The sequence below is a fragment of the Streptococcus pseudopneumoniae genome, assembly GCF_001068775.1.
In the GTDB taxonomy this organism is placed as follows: Bacteria; Bacillota; Bacilli; order Lactobacillales; family Streptococcaceae; genus Streptococcus; species Streptococcus pseudopneumoniae_N.
The window spans coordinates 1-13,393 of record NZ_JWAJ01000086.1 but is presented as its reverse complement, the minus strand read 5'-3'; the positions used below and the strand labels follow the sequence as shown (position 1 = coordinate 13,393).

17 protein-coding genes and 1 pseudogene are annotated in these 13,393 nt (G+C 39.5%); 4 read left to right on the top strand and 14 right to left on the bottom strand.

The genetic code is table 11. From position 1 onward, the window contains the following. Positions 1–186 precede the first annotated feature (186 nt). Together ADF68_RS04115 and ADF68_RS04110 are read left to right on the top strand one after the other, a co-directional pair. Entirely contained in the window at positions 187–987 is an 801-nt protein-coding gene (locus ADF68_RS04115; RefSeq protein WP_049548753.1) for a DUF1189 domain-containing protein, read from the top strand. Between the two features lie 9 nt (positions 988–996). Then, complete coding sequence (locus ADF68_RS04110; protein WP_049548752.1) at positions 997–1,983, top strand: LacI family DNA-binding transcriptional regulator; 987 nt, start codon at positions 997–999, stop codon at positions 1,981–1,983. Between the two features lie 148 nt (positions 1,984–2,131). On the opposite strand, the gene ADF68_RS04105 is transcribed toward ADF68_RS04110, so the two are convergent. The 14 genes and pseudogenes from ADF68_RS04105 to ADF68_RS04040 form a co-directional block, all read right to left on the bottom strand. Then, positions 2,132–3,073 (bottom strand): YitT family protein, encoded by a 942-nt coding sequence (locus ADF68_RS04105; protein ID WP_049548751.1) that lies wholly within the window; start codon positions 3,071–3,073, stop codon positions 2,132–2,134. Beyond that, positions 3,051–4,814, bottom strand: coding sequence for an aspartate--tRNA ligase (gene aspS, locus ADF68_RS04100; protein WP_049548750.1), 1,764 nt, complete (start codon positions 4,812–4,814; stop codon positions 3,051–3,053). Before aspS ends, ADF68_RS04105 begins: the two co-directional genes overlap by 23 nt. A 148-nt stretch (positions 4,815–4,962) precedes the next feature. Beyond that, complete coding sequence (locus ADF68_RS04095; RefSeq protein ID WP_049508793.1) at positions 4,963–5,178, bottom strand: hypothetical protein; 216 nt, start codon at positions 5,176–5,178, stop codon at positions 4,963–4,965. Between the two features lie 18 nt (positions 5,179–5,196). Beyond that, complete coding sequence (locus ADF68_RS04090; protein WP_049508791.1) at positions 5,197–5,838, bottom strand: CPBP family intramembrane glutamic endopeptidase; 642 nt, start codon at positions 5,836–5,838, stop codon at positions 5,197–5,199. A gap of 9 nt (positions 5,839–5,847) precedes the next feature. After that, positions 5,848–6,561: a DUF3169 family protein gene (locus ADF68_RS04085; protein WP_239665532.1), complete on the bottom strand. Its 714-nt coding sequence runs from the start codon at positions 6,559–6,561 to the stop codon at positions 5,848–5,850. Positions 6,562–6,616: 55 nt separating this feature from the next. Continuing rightward, positions 6,617–7,339: a DUF3169 family protein gene (locus tag ADF68_RS04080; protein WP_049508788.1), complete on the bottom strand. Its 723-nt coding sequence runs from the start codon at positions 7,337–7,339 to the stop codon at positions 6,617–6,619. Between the two features lie 12 nt (positions 7,340–7,351). Continuing rightward, on the bottom strand, positions 7,352–7,702 hold the full coding sequence (locus tag ADF68_RS04075; RefSeq protein ID WP_049508786.1) for a PspC domain-containing protein: 351 nt from the start codon (positions 7,700–7,702) through the stop codon (positions 7,352–7,354). Beyond that, a complete protein-coding gene (locus tag ADF68_RS11625) occupies positions 7,699–7,902 on the bottom strand; it encodes a hypothetical protein (RefSeq protein WP_049508785.1) in 204 nt (67 codons plus the stop codon). The genes ADF68_RS04075 and ADF68_RS11625 overlap by 4 nt, the downstream gene beginning before the upstream one ends. After that, positions 7,889–8,077 (bottom strand): hypothetical protein, encoded by a 189-nt coding sequence (locus ADF68_RS04065; RefSeq protein WP_049508783.1) that lies wholly within the window; start codon positions 8,075–8,077, stop codon positions 7,889–7,891. The genes ADF68_RS11625 and ADF68_RS04065 overlap by 14 nt, the downstream gene beginning before the upstream one ends. After that, the gene (locus ADF68_RS04060; protein ID WP_049508780.1) at positions 8,077–8,283 is read right to left on the bottom strand and encodes a helix-turn-helix transcriptional regulator; all 207 of its coding nucleotides are present in this window, start codon (positions 8,281–8,283) and stop codon (positions 8,077–8,079) included. The genes ADF68_RS04065 and ADF68_RS04060 overlap by 1 nt, the downstream gene beginning before the upstream one ends. A gap of 9 nt (positions 8,284–8,292) precedes the next feature. Beyond that, positions 8,293–8,760: pseudogene (locus ADF68_RS11620) on the bottom strand (hypothetical protein). Then, complete coding sequence (hisS, locus tag ADF68_RS04050) at positions 8,760–10,040, bottom strand: histidine--tRNA ligase (RefSeq protein ID WP_049548749.1); 1,281 nt, start codon at positions 10,038–10,040, stop codon at positions 8,760–8,762. Before hisS ends, ADF68_RS11620 begins: the two are co-directional and overlap by 1 nt. 80 nt (positions 10,041–10,120) lie before the next feature. Beyond that, positions 10,121–11,368, bottom strand: coding sequence for a transporter (locus ADF68_RS04045; protein WP_049548748.1), 1,248 nt, complete (start codon positions 11,366–11,368; stop codon positions 10,121–10,123). Positions 11,369–11,555: 187 nt separating this feature from the next. After that, the gene (locus ADF68_RS04040; protein WP_049548747.1) at positions 11,556–12,407 is read right to left on the bottom strand and encodes an Rgg/GadR/MutR family transcriptional regulator; all 852 of its coding nucleotides are present in this window, start codon (positions 12,405–12,407) and stop codon (positions 11,556–11,558) included. Between the two features lie 131 nt (positions 12,408–12,538). Between ADF68_RS04040 and ADF68_RS04035 the strand changes: the two genes are divergently transcribed. After that, positions 12,539–13,108 (top strand): MptD family putative ECF transporter S component, encoded by a 570-nt coding sequence (locus tag ADF68_RS04035; protein ID WP_049548746.1) that lies wholly within the window; start codon positions 12,539–12,541, stop codon positions 13,106–13,108. Positions 13,109–13,291: 183 nt separating this feature from the next. Further along, positions 13,292–13,393, top strand: a 102-nt coding sequence (locus ADF68_RS10440) for an IS630 transposase-related protein (RefSeq protein ID WP_218821193.1), incomplete at its 3' end; no start/stop codon positions are given.

Here is a 13,393-nt window from a genome sequence, read left to right as displayed (position 1 = left end):
GCTTTATCTGCAACCTCAAAGCTGTGCTTTGAGCAACCTGCGGCTCGCTTCCTAGTTTGCTCTTTAATTTTCATTGAGTATTAAATCAAAAGCCTACTTTCAACCAGCATTGTAGCTGCCCCACTTGAAATTAAACACATTTCTCTATATAATACTCATATAGAGAAATGCCTTAGAAAGAGAATTATGTTGCCATATCCATTTTCTTATTTTAATAGTATCTGGGGATTCCGTAAGCCCCTATCTCAACGTTTTGGTCTCAACTGGTTCCAACTGATTTTTACCAGTATTTTCCTGATTAGCTTGTCTATGGTCCCTATTGCCATCCAGAACAGTTCTCAGGAAACTTATCCTTTAGAAACTTTCATCGATGATGTCTACACTCCTTTGACGAATAGTGTGGTTCAGGATTTGGCTGCCAATGCAAAGATTGTAGATGGTAAGCTGAGCTACACTGGTTCAACCCCTCATCAAGTCTCTATCCAAATCGGAGACCCTTCTAGTTCAAACTTCCCTGAGGAATTACTTCTGAACTTTGAACCTGAGAAACTCATCATCAGCAAGCAAGGAAAAGAATTGACCGGCATTCGCTATCACGCGATAACGACTGAGAGCTTCCAAAGCAAGGAAAGCTTAACACAAGCCATTTCTAAAGACTGGTATCAACAGAATCGCGTCTATATTAGTCTCTTTCTTGTGCTAGGTTCTAGCTTCCTCTTTGGACTTAATTTTTTTATTGTTGCTTTAGGTGCTAGCCTCTTGCTTTACTTCACGAAAAAATCGCGTCTCTTTTCATTTAAAAGCTACAAAGAGTGCTATCATTTCATCTTGAACTGTTTAGGATTACCAACCGTGATTGCCATGATTTTAGGTCTCTTCGGCCAAAATATGTCAACCTTGATTACCGTTCAAAATATTTTCTTTGTTCTATATCTGGTCACTATCTTTTACAAAACACATTTCCGTGATCCAGACTACCATAAGTAGGAGATTATTATGCCCGTGACAATTAAAGACGTGGCCAAGGCTGCAGGTGTCTCACCTTCAACCGTAACACGTGTGATTCAAAACAAATCAACCATTAGCGACGAAACGAAAAAACGAGTTCGAAAGGCTATGAAGGAACTCAACTACCATCCTAACCTCAACGCTCGTAGCTTGGTAAGCAGTTATACCCAAGTTATTGGCTTGGTCCTTCCTGACGACTCAGATGCCTTCTATCAAAATCCTTTCTTCCCATCTGTCCTCCGTGGCATCGCCCAAGTCGCCTCTGAAAACCACTACGCCATTCAGATTGCGACAGGTAAAGATGCCAAAGAGCGTCTTAAAGCTATTTCCCAGATGGTCTATGGTAAGCGTGTAGACGGTTTGATTTTCCTCTATGCCCAAGAAGAGGATCCTTTGGTTAAGTTAGTAGCAGACGAGCAATTTCCTTTCCTTATCTTAGGTAAATCTCTATCTCCCTTCATTCCACTTGTCGATAATGACAATGTCCAAGCTGGTTTTGATGCGACAGAGTATTTCATCAAAAAAGGATGCAAGCGAATTGCCTTTATCGGAGGTACTAAGCGACTCTTCGTAACACTAGACCGTCTGACAGGTTACGAGCTAGCTCTAAAACAACACCAACTTCCTCTCGATACTAATCTGACTTACTTTGCTACTGAATTTCTTGAAGATAATGGTTATCGCTTTAGTAGACTTCTCTTCAAACACAATCCAAATATTGACGCTATTATTACCATTGATAGTCTCCTTGCTGCAGGGGTCTGTGATTACATTGCAAAACACCAACTGGATGTCCCTGTCCTCAGCTTCGACTCAGTCAATCCCAAGCTCAACTTGGCGGCCTATGTCGATATCAATAGTTTGGAGCTTGGTCGTGTTTCCTTTGAAACTATTCTCCAGATCATCAATGATGCTAAAAACAACAAACAAATTTGTTACCGCCAGTTGATTGCCCACAAAATCGTTGAAAAATAAAAAAGCCCAACTCTGACAATGTGTTCCAGAGTTGGGTTTTTCGTTCTATTCGTTATTATAAATGATTATCAGCAAGCAAACTAACAAAGTTAGTCGGTAAGCTAGTGCAAGAAAACACTAATGGAATTTAAAGTTGTCATGAAAAATTTTAGTTTTCGACTTCGACAAATCGTCCGAGGATATGGACATTTTCCGAAACAGAAACAAAGGCCGTCGGATCCACTTGTTTCATAATCAGTTTAAAATCATTGAATTCTGCGCGAGTGATAACCGTAATCAAAACCGCCTTACGCTCGTGGTTATAGGTCCCTTCCGCATCATGAATGATGGTCGCTCCACGATGTAATTTATGGTGGATTTTTTCAATCACTGCATCAGGATTATTGGTCACAATCGTCGCCTGCATCCGTTTTTGTTTAGTGAAAACTGCATCTGTCACACGACTGGAGACAAAGATGGTAATCATGGAATAAAGGGCATATTTCCAGCCAAAGGTCAAACCTGCAATCAGCATGATTGTCCCGTTCACCAAGAAAGAGATGCTTCCAACGTTACGACCTGTCTTCTTGCGAATAGTCAGACTGACAATATCTGTTCCACCACTGGAGATGTTATGGCGTAAAGCAAAGCCGATTCCCAGTCCCATGACGACTCCCCCAAAAAGGGCATTGATGATTGGATCCTCTGTCAAGACCACCACTGGCACAAACTGGATAAAGAGCGAGCTCATGGATACCGTGATAAAGGTAAAAATCGTAAACTTATGTCCAATTTGGTACCAGGCCAAGATCATCAGTGGGATGTTGATGGCGTAAAATGCTACTGAAATTGGGAAGTAAAAGCCAAACCAGTGATTACTAAGCGCAGAAATGATCTGAGCCAAACCTGTTGCTCCACTTGAATAAACATGTCCTGGTTGGAAGAAAAAATTGACAGCTACTGCTGATAGAAAACCATATACTAGAGAAGCTGAAATTTTTTCATCGTATTTTTCTCGGGAGATACTTTGCAAAACACGTAAAATCTTCACCCGATAAGCAAAGCGGCGCAAATAATAGTGCCACTTTTTAGTTAGTTTCGTTTGTTTCATCTTGTTCTACTTGTAGATTGAGTTCCTCTAATTGTTTAAGAGCTACTGTTGATGGTGCTTGGGTCATTGGGTCGCTGGCCTTGTTGTTCTTAGGAAAGGCAATGACTTCACGGATATTTTCTTCTCCAGCGAGCAACATGACAAAGCGGTCAAGCCCGATCGCCAAGCCACCGTGTGGTGGGAAGCCATAGTCCATAGCTTCCAAAAGGAAACCAAACTGGTCATTTGCTTCTTCGGCTGAGAAACCAAGAGCTTTGAACATACGTTCTTGCAGTTCTTTTTGGTTGATACGAAGGCTACCGCCACCAAGTTCATAACCGTTTAGGACGATATCATAGGCAATGGCACGGACCTTAGCTAAATCACCTTCAAGCTCATGAGTAGTTTCTGCTTGAGGAAGGGTAAATGGATGGTGGGCGCTCATATAACGGCCTTCTTCTTCAGACCATTCAAACATTGGCCAGTCAACAACCCAAAGGAAGTTAAATTTATCCTGATCAATCAAGCCTAATTCTTTAGCAATACGTCCACGAAGGGCTCCAAGTGTTGCATTAGCTACTTCAAGCGTATCAGCAACAAAGAGAACCAAGTCTTTATCTTCAAGACCAAGCGCTGTTGTCAAGTTTGCTTGGATACCAGTCAAGAATTTCGAAACTGGTCCATTTAATTCTCCATCAACTACCTTGACCCAAGCAAGACCTTTAGCCCCATACTGTTTGGCTACCTCTGTCATCTTGTCAATATCTTTACGAGAGTAGTTGTCTGCTGCACCTTTAACTACAATGGCTTTAACAGCAGGTGCTTCTGAGAAGACTTTGAAATCAACACCCTTGACAAGAGCTGTCAAGTCTTGAAGCAACATCTCAAAACGAGTATCAGGTTTGTCAGAACCATAAAGGGCCATGGCATCATCATACTTCATACGAGGGAATGGCAGCGTTACTTCAATCCCTTTTGTTTCCTTCATCACGCGCGCAATCAAGCCTTCTGTGATGTCTTGGATTTCTTGCTCAGTTAGGAATGAAGTTTCCAAGTCGACCTGAGTAAATTCAGGCTGACGGTCTCCACGCAAGTCTTCATCGCGGAAACATTTGACGATTTGGTAGTAACGGTCAAATCCCGCATTCATCAACAACTGTTTGGTAATCTGCGGACTTTGAGGAAGAGCATAAAAATGCCCTTTATTAACACGTGATGGCACCAAATAGTCACGCGCCCCTTCTGGTGTTGACTTAGAAAGGAATGGCGTTTCCACATCGATAAATTCCAACTCATCCAAGTAGTTGCGTATAGAATGTGTTACCTTGGCACGAAGTTTAAGATTTTCCAACATTTCTGGACGACGAAGGTCAAGGTAACGGTAACGTAGACGTGTATCGTCATTTGCCTCAATCCCATCCTTAATCTCAAATGGTGTTGTTTTGGCTGTATTAAGCACAGTAAGAGCTGTTACATTCAGCTCAACCGCTCCAGTCGCCAACTTATCATTGGCTTGCTCACGTGCTACAACATGCCCAGTAACCTCAATGACAAACTCACTACGAAGGCTTTCAGCCGTTGCCATAACTTCTGCAGATACTTTTTCTGGGTTGATAACCAACTGCATGATCCCTTCACGGTCACGAAGATCGATAAAGATCAAACCACCAAGGTCACGACGACGGGCAACCCAACCTTTCAAGGTAATTTCTTGTCCGATGTGTTCCTCACGAACACGACCAGCATACATACTACGTTTCATGTTTTATCTCCTCTTTTATTCTGTTACTATTTTACCATAAAAGCGCAGGCTCTTCATGAAAATCATCAGAAAAGTTGAGAAGAATCCTGCTATAAATGAAAAAATCCAGCAAAGTCATTCGCTGGATCTTATTTTACTTGGTATTTCTTTATTTTTTTCGCTTTTCAGCAATCTCTGCAGCCTTTTTAGGGAGAACAATCTCCGTTGCATAGGCTGTCGCAAATCGCATAATACCTGCAATTGGTGCAAAGATAACTGCTAGATAGTTATAAAAGAAATCCCCTTTAAAAGCATAGGCAAGCCCTCCAATAATGAAGAAGAGAACAACTGCCTGAATCACTGCTAATAATATCACTCGTTTCATGACTTCCTCCTGAGTCTATTATAGCATCATTATCATCACAAATGAAATTAAATTGTTCAAGGCATGTAATCCTATACTGTAGGAAAGCCCTCCTTTATTCACATAGGCCAATCCCAAACTACAACCAAGTGAAGCATAAACTAGGAATTGTTGTGGAGTGCCAGGGAAATGAACAAGTGCAAAAATGATACTACTTACAAGAAGAAAGAGTACTGTCTGCTTGACGTTATCCTGCTGAGGGAAGACATAACGAGCTAACAGACCTCTAAAGGTCAACTCTTCTGTCAGGGGTGCAAAGACAACAATCATGAAGAAAGAGAAGAGAGGTTGATTATGAGTCAATTGTTCTGCCGTCTGTTGACTGACAGATGGATCATTTGGTAAGAAAGTTTGTACAACAATGATAAGGACCCATACCAAGGCAGGCAACCAGATGTATTTGTTAAGGCCCGTTTTTTCTATCGTAACAGTTCCTGTCTTATACCACTTGTATGTTAAGAAGGTAAAAGCTCCTGCCAATAAAATATAAAGCGGAAGAACACCGACTATAGGTGCACCTGAACCAAGAGCAATCAGAGGTAAAGCCTGAATAAAACCGTAGATAAACAAAAATGATAAGAAAGCTAGAACAAACCAGCCAATGTTTTTAAGTATTTTCATAAAAGACTCCTATTTAAAATAACGTTTTGTTTTTCTTAATTGTGCGATAGTTATATAAAGATGGATGATAATCAAAAGAACTAAGGCGACCAATTGTATTTCTCGTAAAATAACTGATAATACTATCAATAAAATATAGAGTGCGGGCAGTATAATTTGATCCAGCCTAAACATAGTTAAAAAGGCACTTTCCATCTCTGCCTGCTTTTCTCCCTCATCATAACTGTTAAGATATGCTAAAATATCTTTTGGAGTGTAATAAACAGACAGTTTATAGTGTCGAACGATAAAAATAGTTCGCAACAAGTAATTGGCAACAATAATGTATAAGCATAATAGAATAAGAGCAGGAAGAATTAGCAAGGTATTCTTAAATATCGGAGAAATCAGTATGATCCCACTGATCATCATTGCTATCATCAAAACATTTGAAGAAACCGAACCATAATCTAAGTAACGATAGGCTCTTACATAGGTCTGATCACTATCTTCTTCCTCTGCCACCCTTTGATAAAGAGTATAAACTGCACGACTTTTGCCAAGATAATACATGGCTAAGATGAAGGAAATTCCTCCAATAACGAGAGCGAATCCATAAACAGTGTGTAAGACTTGTGACATTTGAATCTGTTCAGCTATACCTCTAAGAGTGTAAGCAAAGGCTCCTACAAAAGCACTTAACATACACACTACTACTCTCAACCATTTACGATTATTTTTCATTTTCTGACCTCTATCTAAACTAGCCAATAACCTTAAATAGTTTCAGTGATCTTTTCTATTTAAAATAACGTTTCACCATAGGTATCTGCATTATATTGATATAAATATGGATTATAGCTACAGCTAAAAGACCTAATAACTGAATTTCTCCCGTAAGTACAGAAACGATATCAATCAAAATATACAAACCTGGTAAAACATATTGGTTTAATTGAAATAAAATTCGAAAACTCTGTTCCAAATTAGCTTGTCGTTCTCCTTCATCGTAAGAATTTACATAATCTAGCACATCCTTTGGAATAGAGAAAAATGCCAAATCAAACTGACGAAGAATCGAAATCGTCTTGAAAAGATATTTTTGAAGTACTGCAGCTAAAATAAGAGCTGGAACAGAAAGTCCTAGAACGATAAAACTTGTACGGAGTATCACCACTTCATTCATAGAGATGAATAAAGCTAATATAGTCATAACTGACACAATGTTAAAAGCAATCGTACCAAACTCGAGATTTCGATACATTTGTACATAATAAGTTTCATTCACATCGTCATCTATTTCCATTTGATATAAAGCATGGAATTTCCGACTCTTTTTTAAGAAATAGATAGTTAAAAAAATGCTAATCAAAGCTATCAATAAACAGGAAGCTGAAATCCAAGGAACTAGAGTATTCAGATTAAAACTTGTGCCCAATGCCCAAGCACGACCTGCAAGCATACCTGTAAAATATCCTAAAACACCAATCGCTAAGAAGTATAAAATTCGTTTCTTTTTCATATTCATCCCCCTCTAAACTAATCCAACTAACCACTGACCAAAGACTTTACCTGATTCATAAATTGCTGTCAAGCCCTCTGTTCCAAGTGATACCAAAAGCAAACAAACAACAAATAAGAGAATAGCTTGGTTTCTTGCTTTTTTCGCTCCATCTCCTAATGGCTCTTTACCTAGCCAACCTGCTAAATAAGCATAGAGGGCCACTGTTATAATCCCTAACTCCGTCGAAGAAAGAAACAACAAGACTGTCACCAAACGAACGACGTTGATCTGGACATTAAAATAATTTCCTAGACCTGCACAGACACCTGCAAGTTCTTTGTTCTCAGTATCTACTTGAAAACCTGCTAAAAATTCTTTCATAATTTTTCTCCTTTTACGATCTCTTTAAACTTTATCTTTCTCTCTACCCATCTAAAAACCAATAGTAGAACTAAGTTTATCCAGAAGAGGTATTTACTTTCAACGATAGTAAACCAACCAAATAGGGTTCCAATCATGGCCAAAAGATTAACGATAAATACAACTATACATAGATAATAAATTGCTTTATACTTGTTCATCATTGTTCTCCTTTTTCTTCAACCGATTGAAGATGGACAAGAGGGCTAAATTCAGCCAAAACAAATACTTACTTTCATCAAAATAAAACCACCCCAGTAATGTTCCAATCATAGCGAAAGCATTCACAATGAGGGCAAGAACACTCATGTAATAAATCACTTTAAACTTGTTCATCACTCATCCTCCTCTAAGCGAAAGACTGACTCGACTGGCTCATGGAATATCTGAGCAATCTTCAGGGCAATGACGATGGATGGCGTGTACTCATCTCGCTCAAGCAAGCTGATGGTCTGTCTGGAAACCCCTGCTAGCTTGGCCAGTTCAGTTTGATTAAGGCCATCGCGAGCCCGAAGCTCTTTTAGACGATTTTTTAGTTGCATGTCACACACCTACTTTCCGTCAAATTCAACGGTTTGGATATCCTCAATGCGTTGTAGTTTGAATTTTTCTTTTCCTTTTTTATTTACACGGCGTAGCTTGACCCACTCCTCATCAACATCTACAACTTCCCAATTGTCTGTCCCAAAAACTTGTCCAAAGATTGTTGGTTTTTTCCCAATCAATTCTTTTAATAATCTTGACATTTCTTTATTTCCTTTCTGTTTTTGCTCAATTCTTTTGATTTTATTCTCTAGTTTCTTGACCCTTTGGGTATGATAGAGATAAAACATAAACACAAGAGGTACAAATCCTAATGCCCACATAATCGTTCCTTTCTGCTATACTTTTCTTAACTTGATTTCATTGTAACACATCTTTTTATTTTTGACAAGTATATTTGTCAAAAAGTTTAAGATTTTTGTCATTTTGCAAAAGAAAACGGTCAGGAATAGTATCCTGACCAGTTTATATGCTATTAAAATCCTAGTTTTTCAAAGATTTCTGAGAAGTTTTGACTGATAGCACCAAGCGAAACTTGAACTTCTTCTCGAGTTTGGTTATTCTTAACTGTCACTTGTCCGCTTTCGACTTCACTCTCTCCTAGAGTGATGATAGTCTTAGCCGCAAAGACATCGGCTGACTTAAACTGAGCTTTAAGCTTGCGGTTAAGGTAATCACGCTCTGCTTTGAAACCTTGTTGGCGAAGAGCCTGTACTAATTCCAAGGCCTTAACATTTGCTCCTTCTCCCAAGACTGCGATATAGACATCTAGGGCGTTTTCGATAGGAAGTGCTACACCTTGTTTTTCAAGGACCAAAAGCAGGCGCTCTACACCAAGTCCAAAACCAAATCCAGCAGTCTCAGGACCACCAAAATAGGCAACTAAGCCATCATAGCGACCACCCGCACAGACGGTCAAGTCATTGCCCTCGATTTCTGTGATAAACTCAAAAATCGTGTGGTTATAGTAGTCCAAACCACGCACCATGTTGGTATCGATGATATAGGCTACTCCGAGATTTTCCAACATCTGACGAACAGCATCAAAGTGAGCTTGGCTTTCTGCATCCAGGTAATCCAAGATAGATGGTGCATTCTCCACAGCTACCTTGTCTTCTTTTTCCTTAGAGTCCAAGACACGGAGAGGATTTTCCTCCAAACGACGTTGGCTATCCTTAGACAAGGTCTCCTTGAGCGGTGTTAAGTAGTCAATCAAGGCTTGACGATAGGCCGCACGGCTCTCAGGATTTCCAAGAGTGTTGAGATGTAGTTTGATGCCTTGAATGCCGATTGCTTTCAAGAAGTGGGCTGCCATAGCGATCGTTTCTACATCGGTAGCTGGATTGCTAGAGCCAAAGCACTCCACACCAATCTGGTGGAATTGGCGTAACCGACCTGCTTGTGGGCGCTCATAGCGGAACATTGGACCCATGTAGTAGAACTTGCTTGGCTTTTGCACTTCTGGGGCGAAGAGTTTGTTTTCCACATAAGAACGAACGACTGGAGCAGTTCCTTCTGGACGGAGGGTAATATGACGATCTCCCTTGTCGTAAAAATCGTACATTTCCTTGGTTACGATATCCGTTGTGTCTCCAACAGAACGACTGATGACTTCGTAGTGCTCAAAAATTGGGGTACGTACTTCTGCGTAGTTGTAGCGTTTGAAGATTTCACGCGCAAAGCCTTCAACGTACTGCCATTTGGCAGACTCAGCAGGTAAAATATCCTGCGTTCCTTTTGGTTTTTGTAATTTCATAGGGAATCCTCTTTCTAACTTAATAGTCCTATTTTACCATAAATGAAGGGATAGCGACAGTGTGAAAAGAAGACTAACACCTAAATTTCATTTTTGAGGTTAAGACTAGCTAGGAGAATCGCAAGCAAGGAAAGCCCAACAAACAGAGCCCATGTTAACTGTATATCCCATACTGCCACCAGTGAAAAACAGGCCGTCCCCACTGGTATAGATAGAGTAAACAACAAACCTAAAAAATTACTAGTACGAGAGAGAACCTCTGGAGCAAGATTTTTCATGAGCAGAGCACTAATTTTTGGAGAAATTTTCCCAGAAACATACATGGTAAAAAAGACGAAAAGCATCCCGAGCAAGACTTGGTTTAACAAATTAGATAGACCAACTAGACTGGCTCCTAATGTAACCCACATCATCAATCTAGGCAGAGATTGCTTCCCAAAATAATCATTGCCCGTAAGGCTACTGATGATAACCGCTAATAAGGTAATCAATTGTAAGATAAACAATGCATCCTTGTAGGAAAAATTCAGTAAGGAATGATTTAAAAGGAAGATGTTATAGATACCACCTAAGGCACCACCCAAAGCATTGATAATCAAGATAGCAAAGAGCATAAAACCAAAGTTTTTCTGTCCACTTTTAAGAAAAACGAGACGTAAGTTTCGGTAAATCGTTAAAAATTGATCTTTGATAGAAAGTTTCTCATTTTTCAGTGATTTACTATCAACAAGTGGAGTTGATAAGCTTAATTCAGCCCTTCCTAAAAAGAGAATGAGAGCTGACACTAGGAAAAATATGGCATTGATTCCCGCTACGAGCGAAAAGTTCTGTGTTGACACCCCTAATAGCCAAACTCCAAAAGCTTGGCCACCAATCGCAGAGATGTAGGTAATAAACTGAGAAAAGGAATAGGCCTCCATCAGATCTGACTCTGCTACCTTTTCTTTAACGAGAGGCATTCGCAAGCCACCAGCAAAATCACTGGCTACATCACTAAGGACATTGATGAGGCAAAGGGTCGAAAAGGCAAAGAAACTAGCTTGCTGAACAACTAGGGCTGCTAGAAAAAATAAAACCGCCTGAAATAAACCGACATAGGTCATCCATTTGACCTTGTCCTTGGTATAATCTGCCCGAATTCCCACAAAAACTGTAAAAAGAGTTGGAAGCATCATCACAACATTCGCCATAGCAACGGCAACAGAAGCCTCTGGCAAAGTCGAGGCATAGACCACAAATACCAAATTAAAAATGGAAGCACCAAAAGCATTGAAAAATCGTGATAAGCTCAAAACTCTGTATGCTTGATTTCTTAGTAATAGTTTCATATAGATTCCTTTCTTTCTCACATTCTACTTTTATGGTAGTTCTAGTATAGCATCAAGAAGCCCTTGAGAATATTTTTTGAATATATGCAACAGATTAAACGAATAACGAAAACGCTAGAATTTTCTACTACTAATAAGTATCTTCACAGTCCTATCGTTTCAATTTAATTTATCCAGTTGCAAATATTCAACACTCCCTGGCACTTCTATAATAGTCTGCAGATTTGCTACAACCAATCATTTCAAAAATACGGACAGCGTCCTCCATCTTTCTCTGTCCTTCCTCCACTCTTCCTTGCTTACTATCAAGCAAACCTTCTGCCCATAGGTAGACTATTCGAAAATAGGTTTCATTTTCTTCAAAGAAGTTCTTTTCAATTTGTTTTTTGAAATAGAGGGCATTTGTAAAATCATCAACTTCAATACAGGCCATAAAACCATTGAGGAGCAAGGTGTGCATCATATTCCGATTTTTCCCAACTCCTTGCAAGAAATCTGACTTCCACAACATTTCCCGAGTATACTTTGTTAAAAGCTGGACTGATAAAAGAGGAGAGCAGGAAGAAAAGAACGAAAGTTCATAGAGCCCCCAAATTTCAACAGAAAATAGATAATCATGTAGGACTCTTTCTTCCTCAAAGGTCAATGTAACCGTCTCATCAATGGCTTTCATATAGGATTTTATCAAAATAGCATTGAGAGTGTGTTGTTGTTTATCCTTTGAAAAAGGAAGTTGTTGGTATTCTCTCTGATAGAGAGTGCGCAAAGATATTAAATCTTGTGGATCGATAGCCTCAAATATTCTATTTCTAAATTCAGAATAGGCATCCTGATGAAAACCTCTCGCCAAAAATAACAATTCTTCCATACTCGCATGAATATTCTCCAAAGCTGTGATTAACTTTGGAGCAGATATTTCACTCTGACCATTTTCAAAACGCGACAATAAGGATGCTGAAAAGCGTCCACCTGTTGCTTTTCTCAAGGAGATTTTTCTGGACTCCCTTAACTCTTTAAAAACTTTTCCTAAATTCTTCATCCTCTTACCACTCGTCTTTTATTTTTTCCTATTTTACCACATTTCCTAATAAATACTAGTTCCAAGCCAGCATTTACAATCTGCCACAGGCATGATACAATGAATAACATCAGATATACGAAGGAGAACTTATGAAAAAGAATATCTTGACAACCCTTGTAGCTGCTCTTGTCTACTTTCTCTGTATCGGAGTGGGGGTTCTACTAGGGAACCTTGTCGACCACACTGGAAATATGTTTTACGCCCCTGCCTTTTCTGCCCTTGTGGGTGGTAGCGTCTATATGATCCTTTTAGCAAAAGTGCCTCGTTTTGGAGCGATTACAACGATTGGGCTTGTGATTTCTCTCTTTTTCCTCGGGAGCAAGCATGGTGCTGGAGCCTTTCTGCCAGGAATTATCTGCGGTCTTGCAGCAGATGGCATCGCTCACCTAGGCCACTACAAAGATAAGGTCAAGAACCTTCTTTCCTTCCTAGTTTTTGCTTTTGGTACTACTGGTCCCATTCTACTCATGTGGTTGACCCCTCAAGCCTATATCGCAACTCTAGTCGCCCGTGGAAAATCTCAGAACTATATCGACCGTATCATGGTAGCACCTAACCCTGCTACCATTCTTCTCTTTGTAGCAAGTGTCCTCATCGGTGCTTTACTTGGCGCCTTGATCGGACAAAAACTTAGTAAAAAATTTGCAGATAAAATGTGATAAAAAAAGAGCTACTAAGCTCTAAGAAGGTAGACAAACCCTTTCGGTAATTAAAGGAGCTTGGTTACTACATCTTGAAAACTCTTAGAAATGCAGATATAATGCTATTTTTAAGAGTTTTTTTATTTTCTCTAGTATAGTAAAATGACCCAAAAATAGTACACAATGTGGTATAATTTTCTTATGGCATATTCAATAGATTTTCGTAAAAAAGTTCTCTCTTATTGTGAGCGAACAGGTAGTATAACAGAAGCATCACACGTTTTCCAAATCTCACGTAATACC

What these genes read in the sequence shown, in the direction of transcription:
- ADF68_RS04075 (WP_049508786.1), bottom strand. Translation starts at nt 7,702, where the DNA reads ATGAAAGAATTTTTAGCAGGTTTTCAAGTAGATACTGAGAACAAAGAA.
- ADF68_RS04045 (WP_049548748.1), bottom strand. Translation starts at nt 11,368, where the DNA reads ATGAAACTATTACTAAGAAATCAAGCATACAGAGTTTTGAGCTTATCA.
- hisS (WP_049548749.1), bottom strand. Translation starts at nt 10,040, where the DNA reads ATGAAATTACAAAAACCAAAAGGAACGCAGGATATTTTACCTGCTGAG.
- ADF68_RS04095 (WP_049508793.1), bottom strand. Translation starts at nt 5,178, where the DNA reads ATGAAACGAGTGATATTATTAGCAGTGATTCAGGCAGTTGTTCTCTTC.
- ADF68_RS04035 (WP_049548746.1), top strand. Translation starts at nt 12,539, where the DNA reads ATGAAAAAGAATATCTTGACAACCCTTGTAGCTGCTCTTGTCTACTTT.
- ADF68_RS04110 (WP_049548752.1), top strand. Translation starts at nt 997, where the DNA reads ATGCCCGTGACAATTAAAGACGTGGCCAAGGCTGCAGGTGTCTCACCT.
- ADF68_RS04115 (WP_049548753.1), top strand. Translation starts at nt 187, where the DNA reads ATGTTGCCATATCCATTTTCTTATTTTAATAGTATCTGGGGATTCCGT.
- ADF68_RS04090 (WP_049508791.1), bottom strand. Translation starts at nt 5,838, where the DNA reads ATGAAAATACTTAAAAACATTGGCTGGTTTGTTCTAGCTTTCTTATCA.
- ADF68_RS04065 (WP_049508783.1), bottom strand. Translation starts at nt 8,077, where the DNA reads ATGAACAAGTTTAAAGTGATTTATTACATGAGTGTTCTTGCCCTCATT.
- ADF68_RS04060 (WP_049508780.1), bottom strand. Translation starts at nt 8,283, where the DNA reads ATGCAACTAAAAAATCGTCTAAAAGAGCTTCGGGCTCGCGATGGCCTT.
- aspS (WP_049548750.1), bottom strand. Translation starts at nt 4,814, where the DNA reads ATGAAACGTAGTATGTATGCTGGTCGTGTTCGTGAGGAACACATCGGA.
- ADF68_RS11625 (WP_049508785.1), bottom strand. Translation starts at nt 7,902, where the DNA reads ATGAACAAGTATAAAGCAATTTATTATCTATGTATAGTTGTATTTATC.
- ADF68_RS04105 (WP_049548751.1), bottom strand. Translation starts at nt 3,073, where the DNA reads ATGAAACAAACGAAACTAACTAAAAAGTGGCACTATTATTTGCGCCGC.
- ADF68_RS04080 (WP_049508788.1), bottom strand. Translation starts at nt 7,339, where the DNA reads ATGAAAAAGAAACGAATTTTATACTTCTTAGCGATTGGTGTTTTAGGA.
- ADF68_RS04085 (WP_239665532.1), bottom strand. Translation starts at nt 6,561, where the DNA reads ATGAAAAATAATCGTAAATGGTTGAGAGTAGTAGTGTGTATGTTAAGT.
- ADF68_RS04040 (WP_049548747.1), bottom strand. Translation starts at nt 12,407, where the DNA reads ATGAAGAATTTAGGAAAAGTTTTTAAAGAGTTAAGGGAGTCCAGAAAA.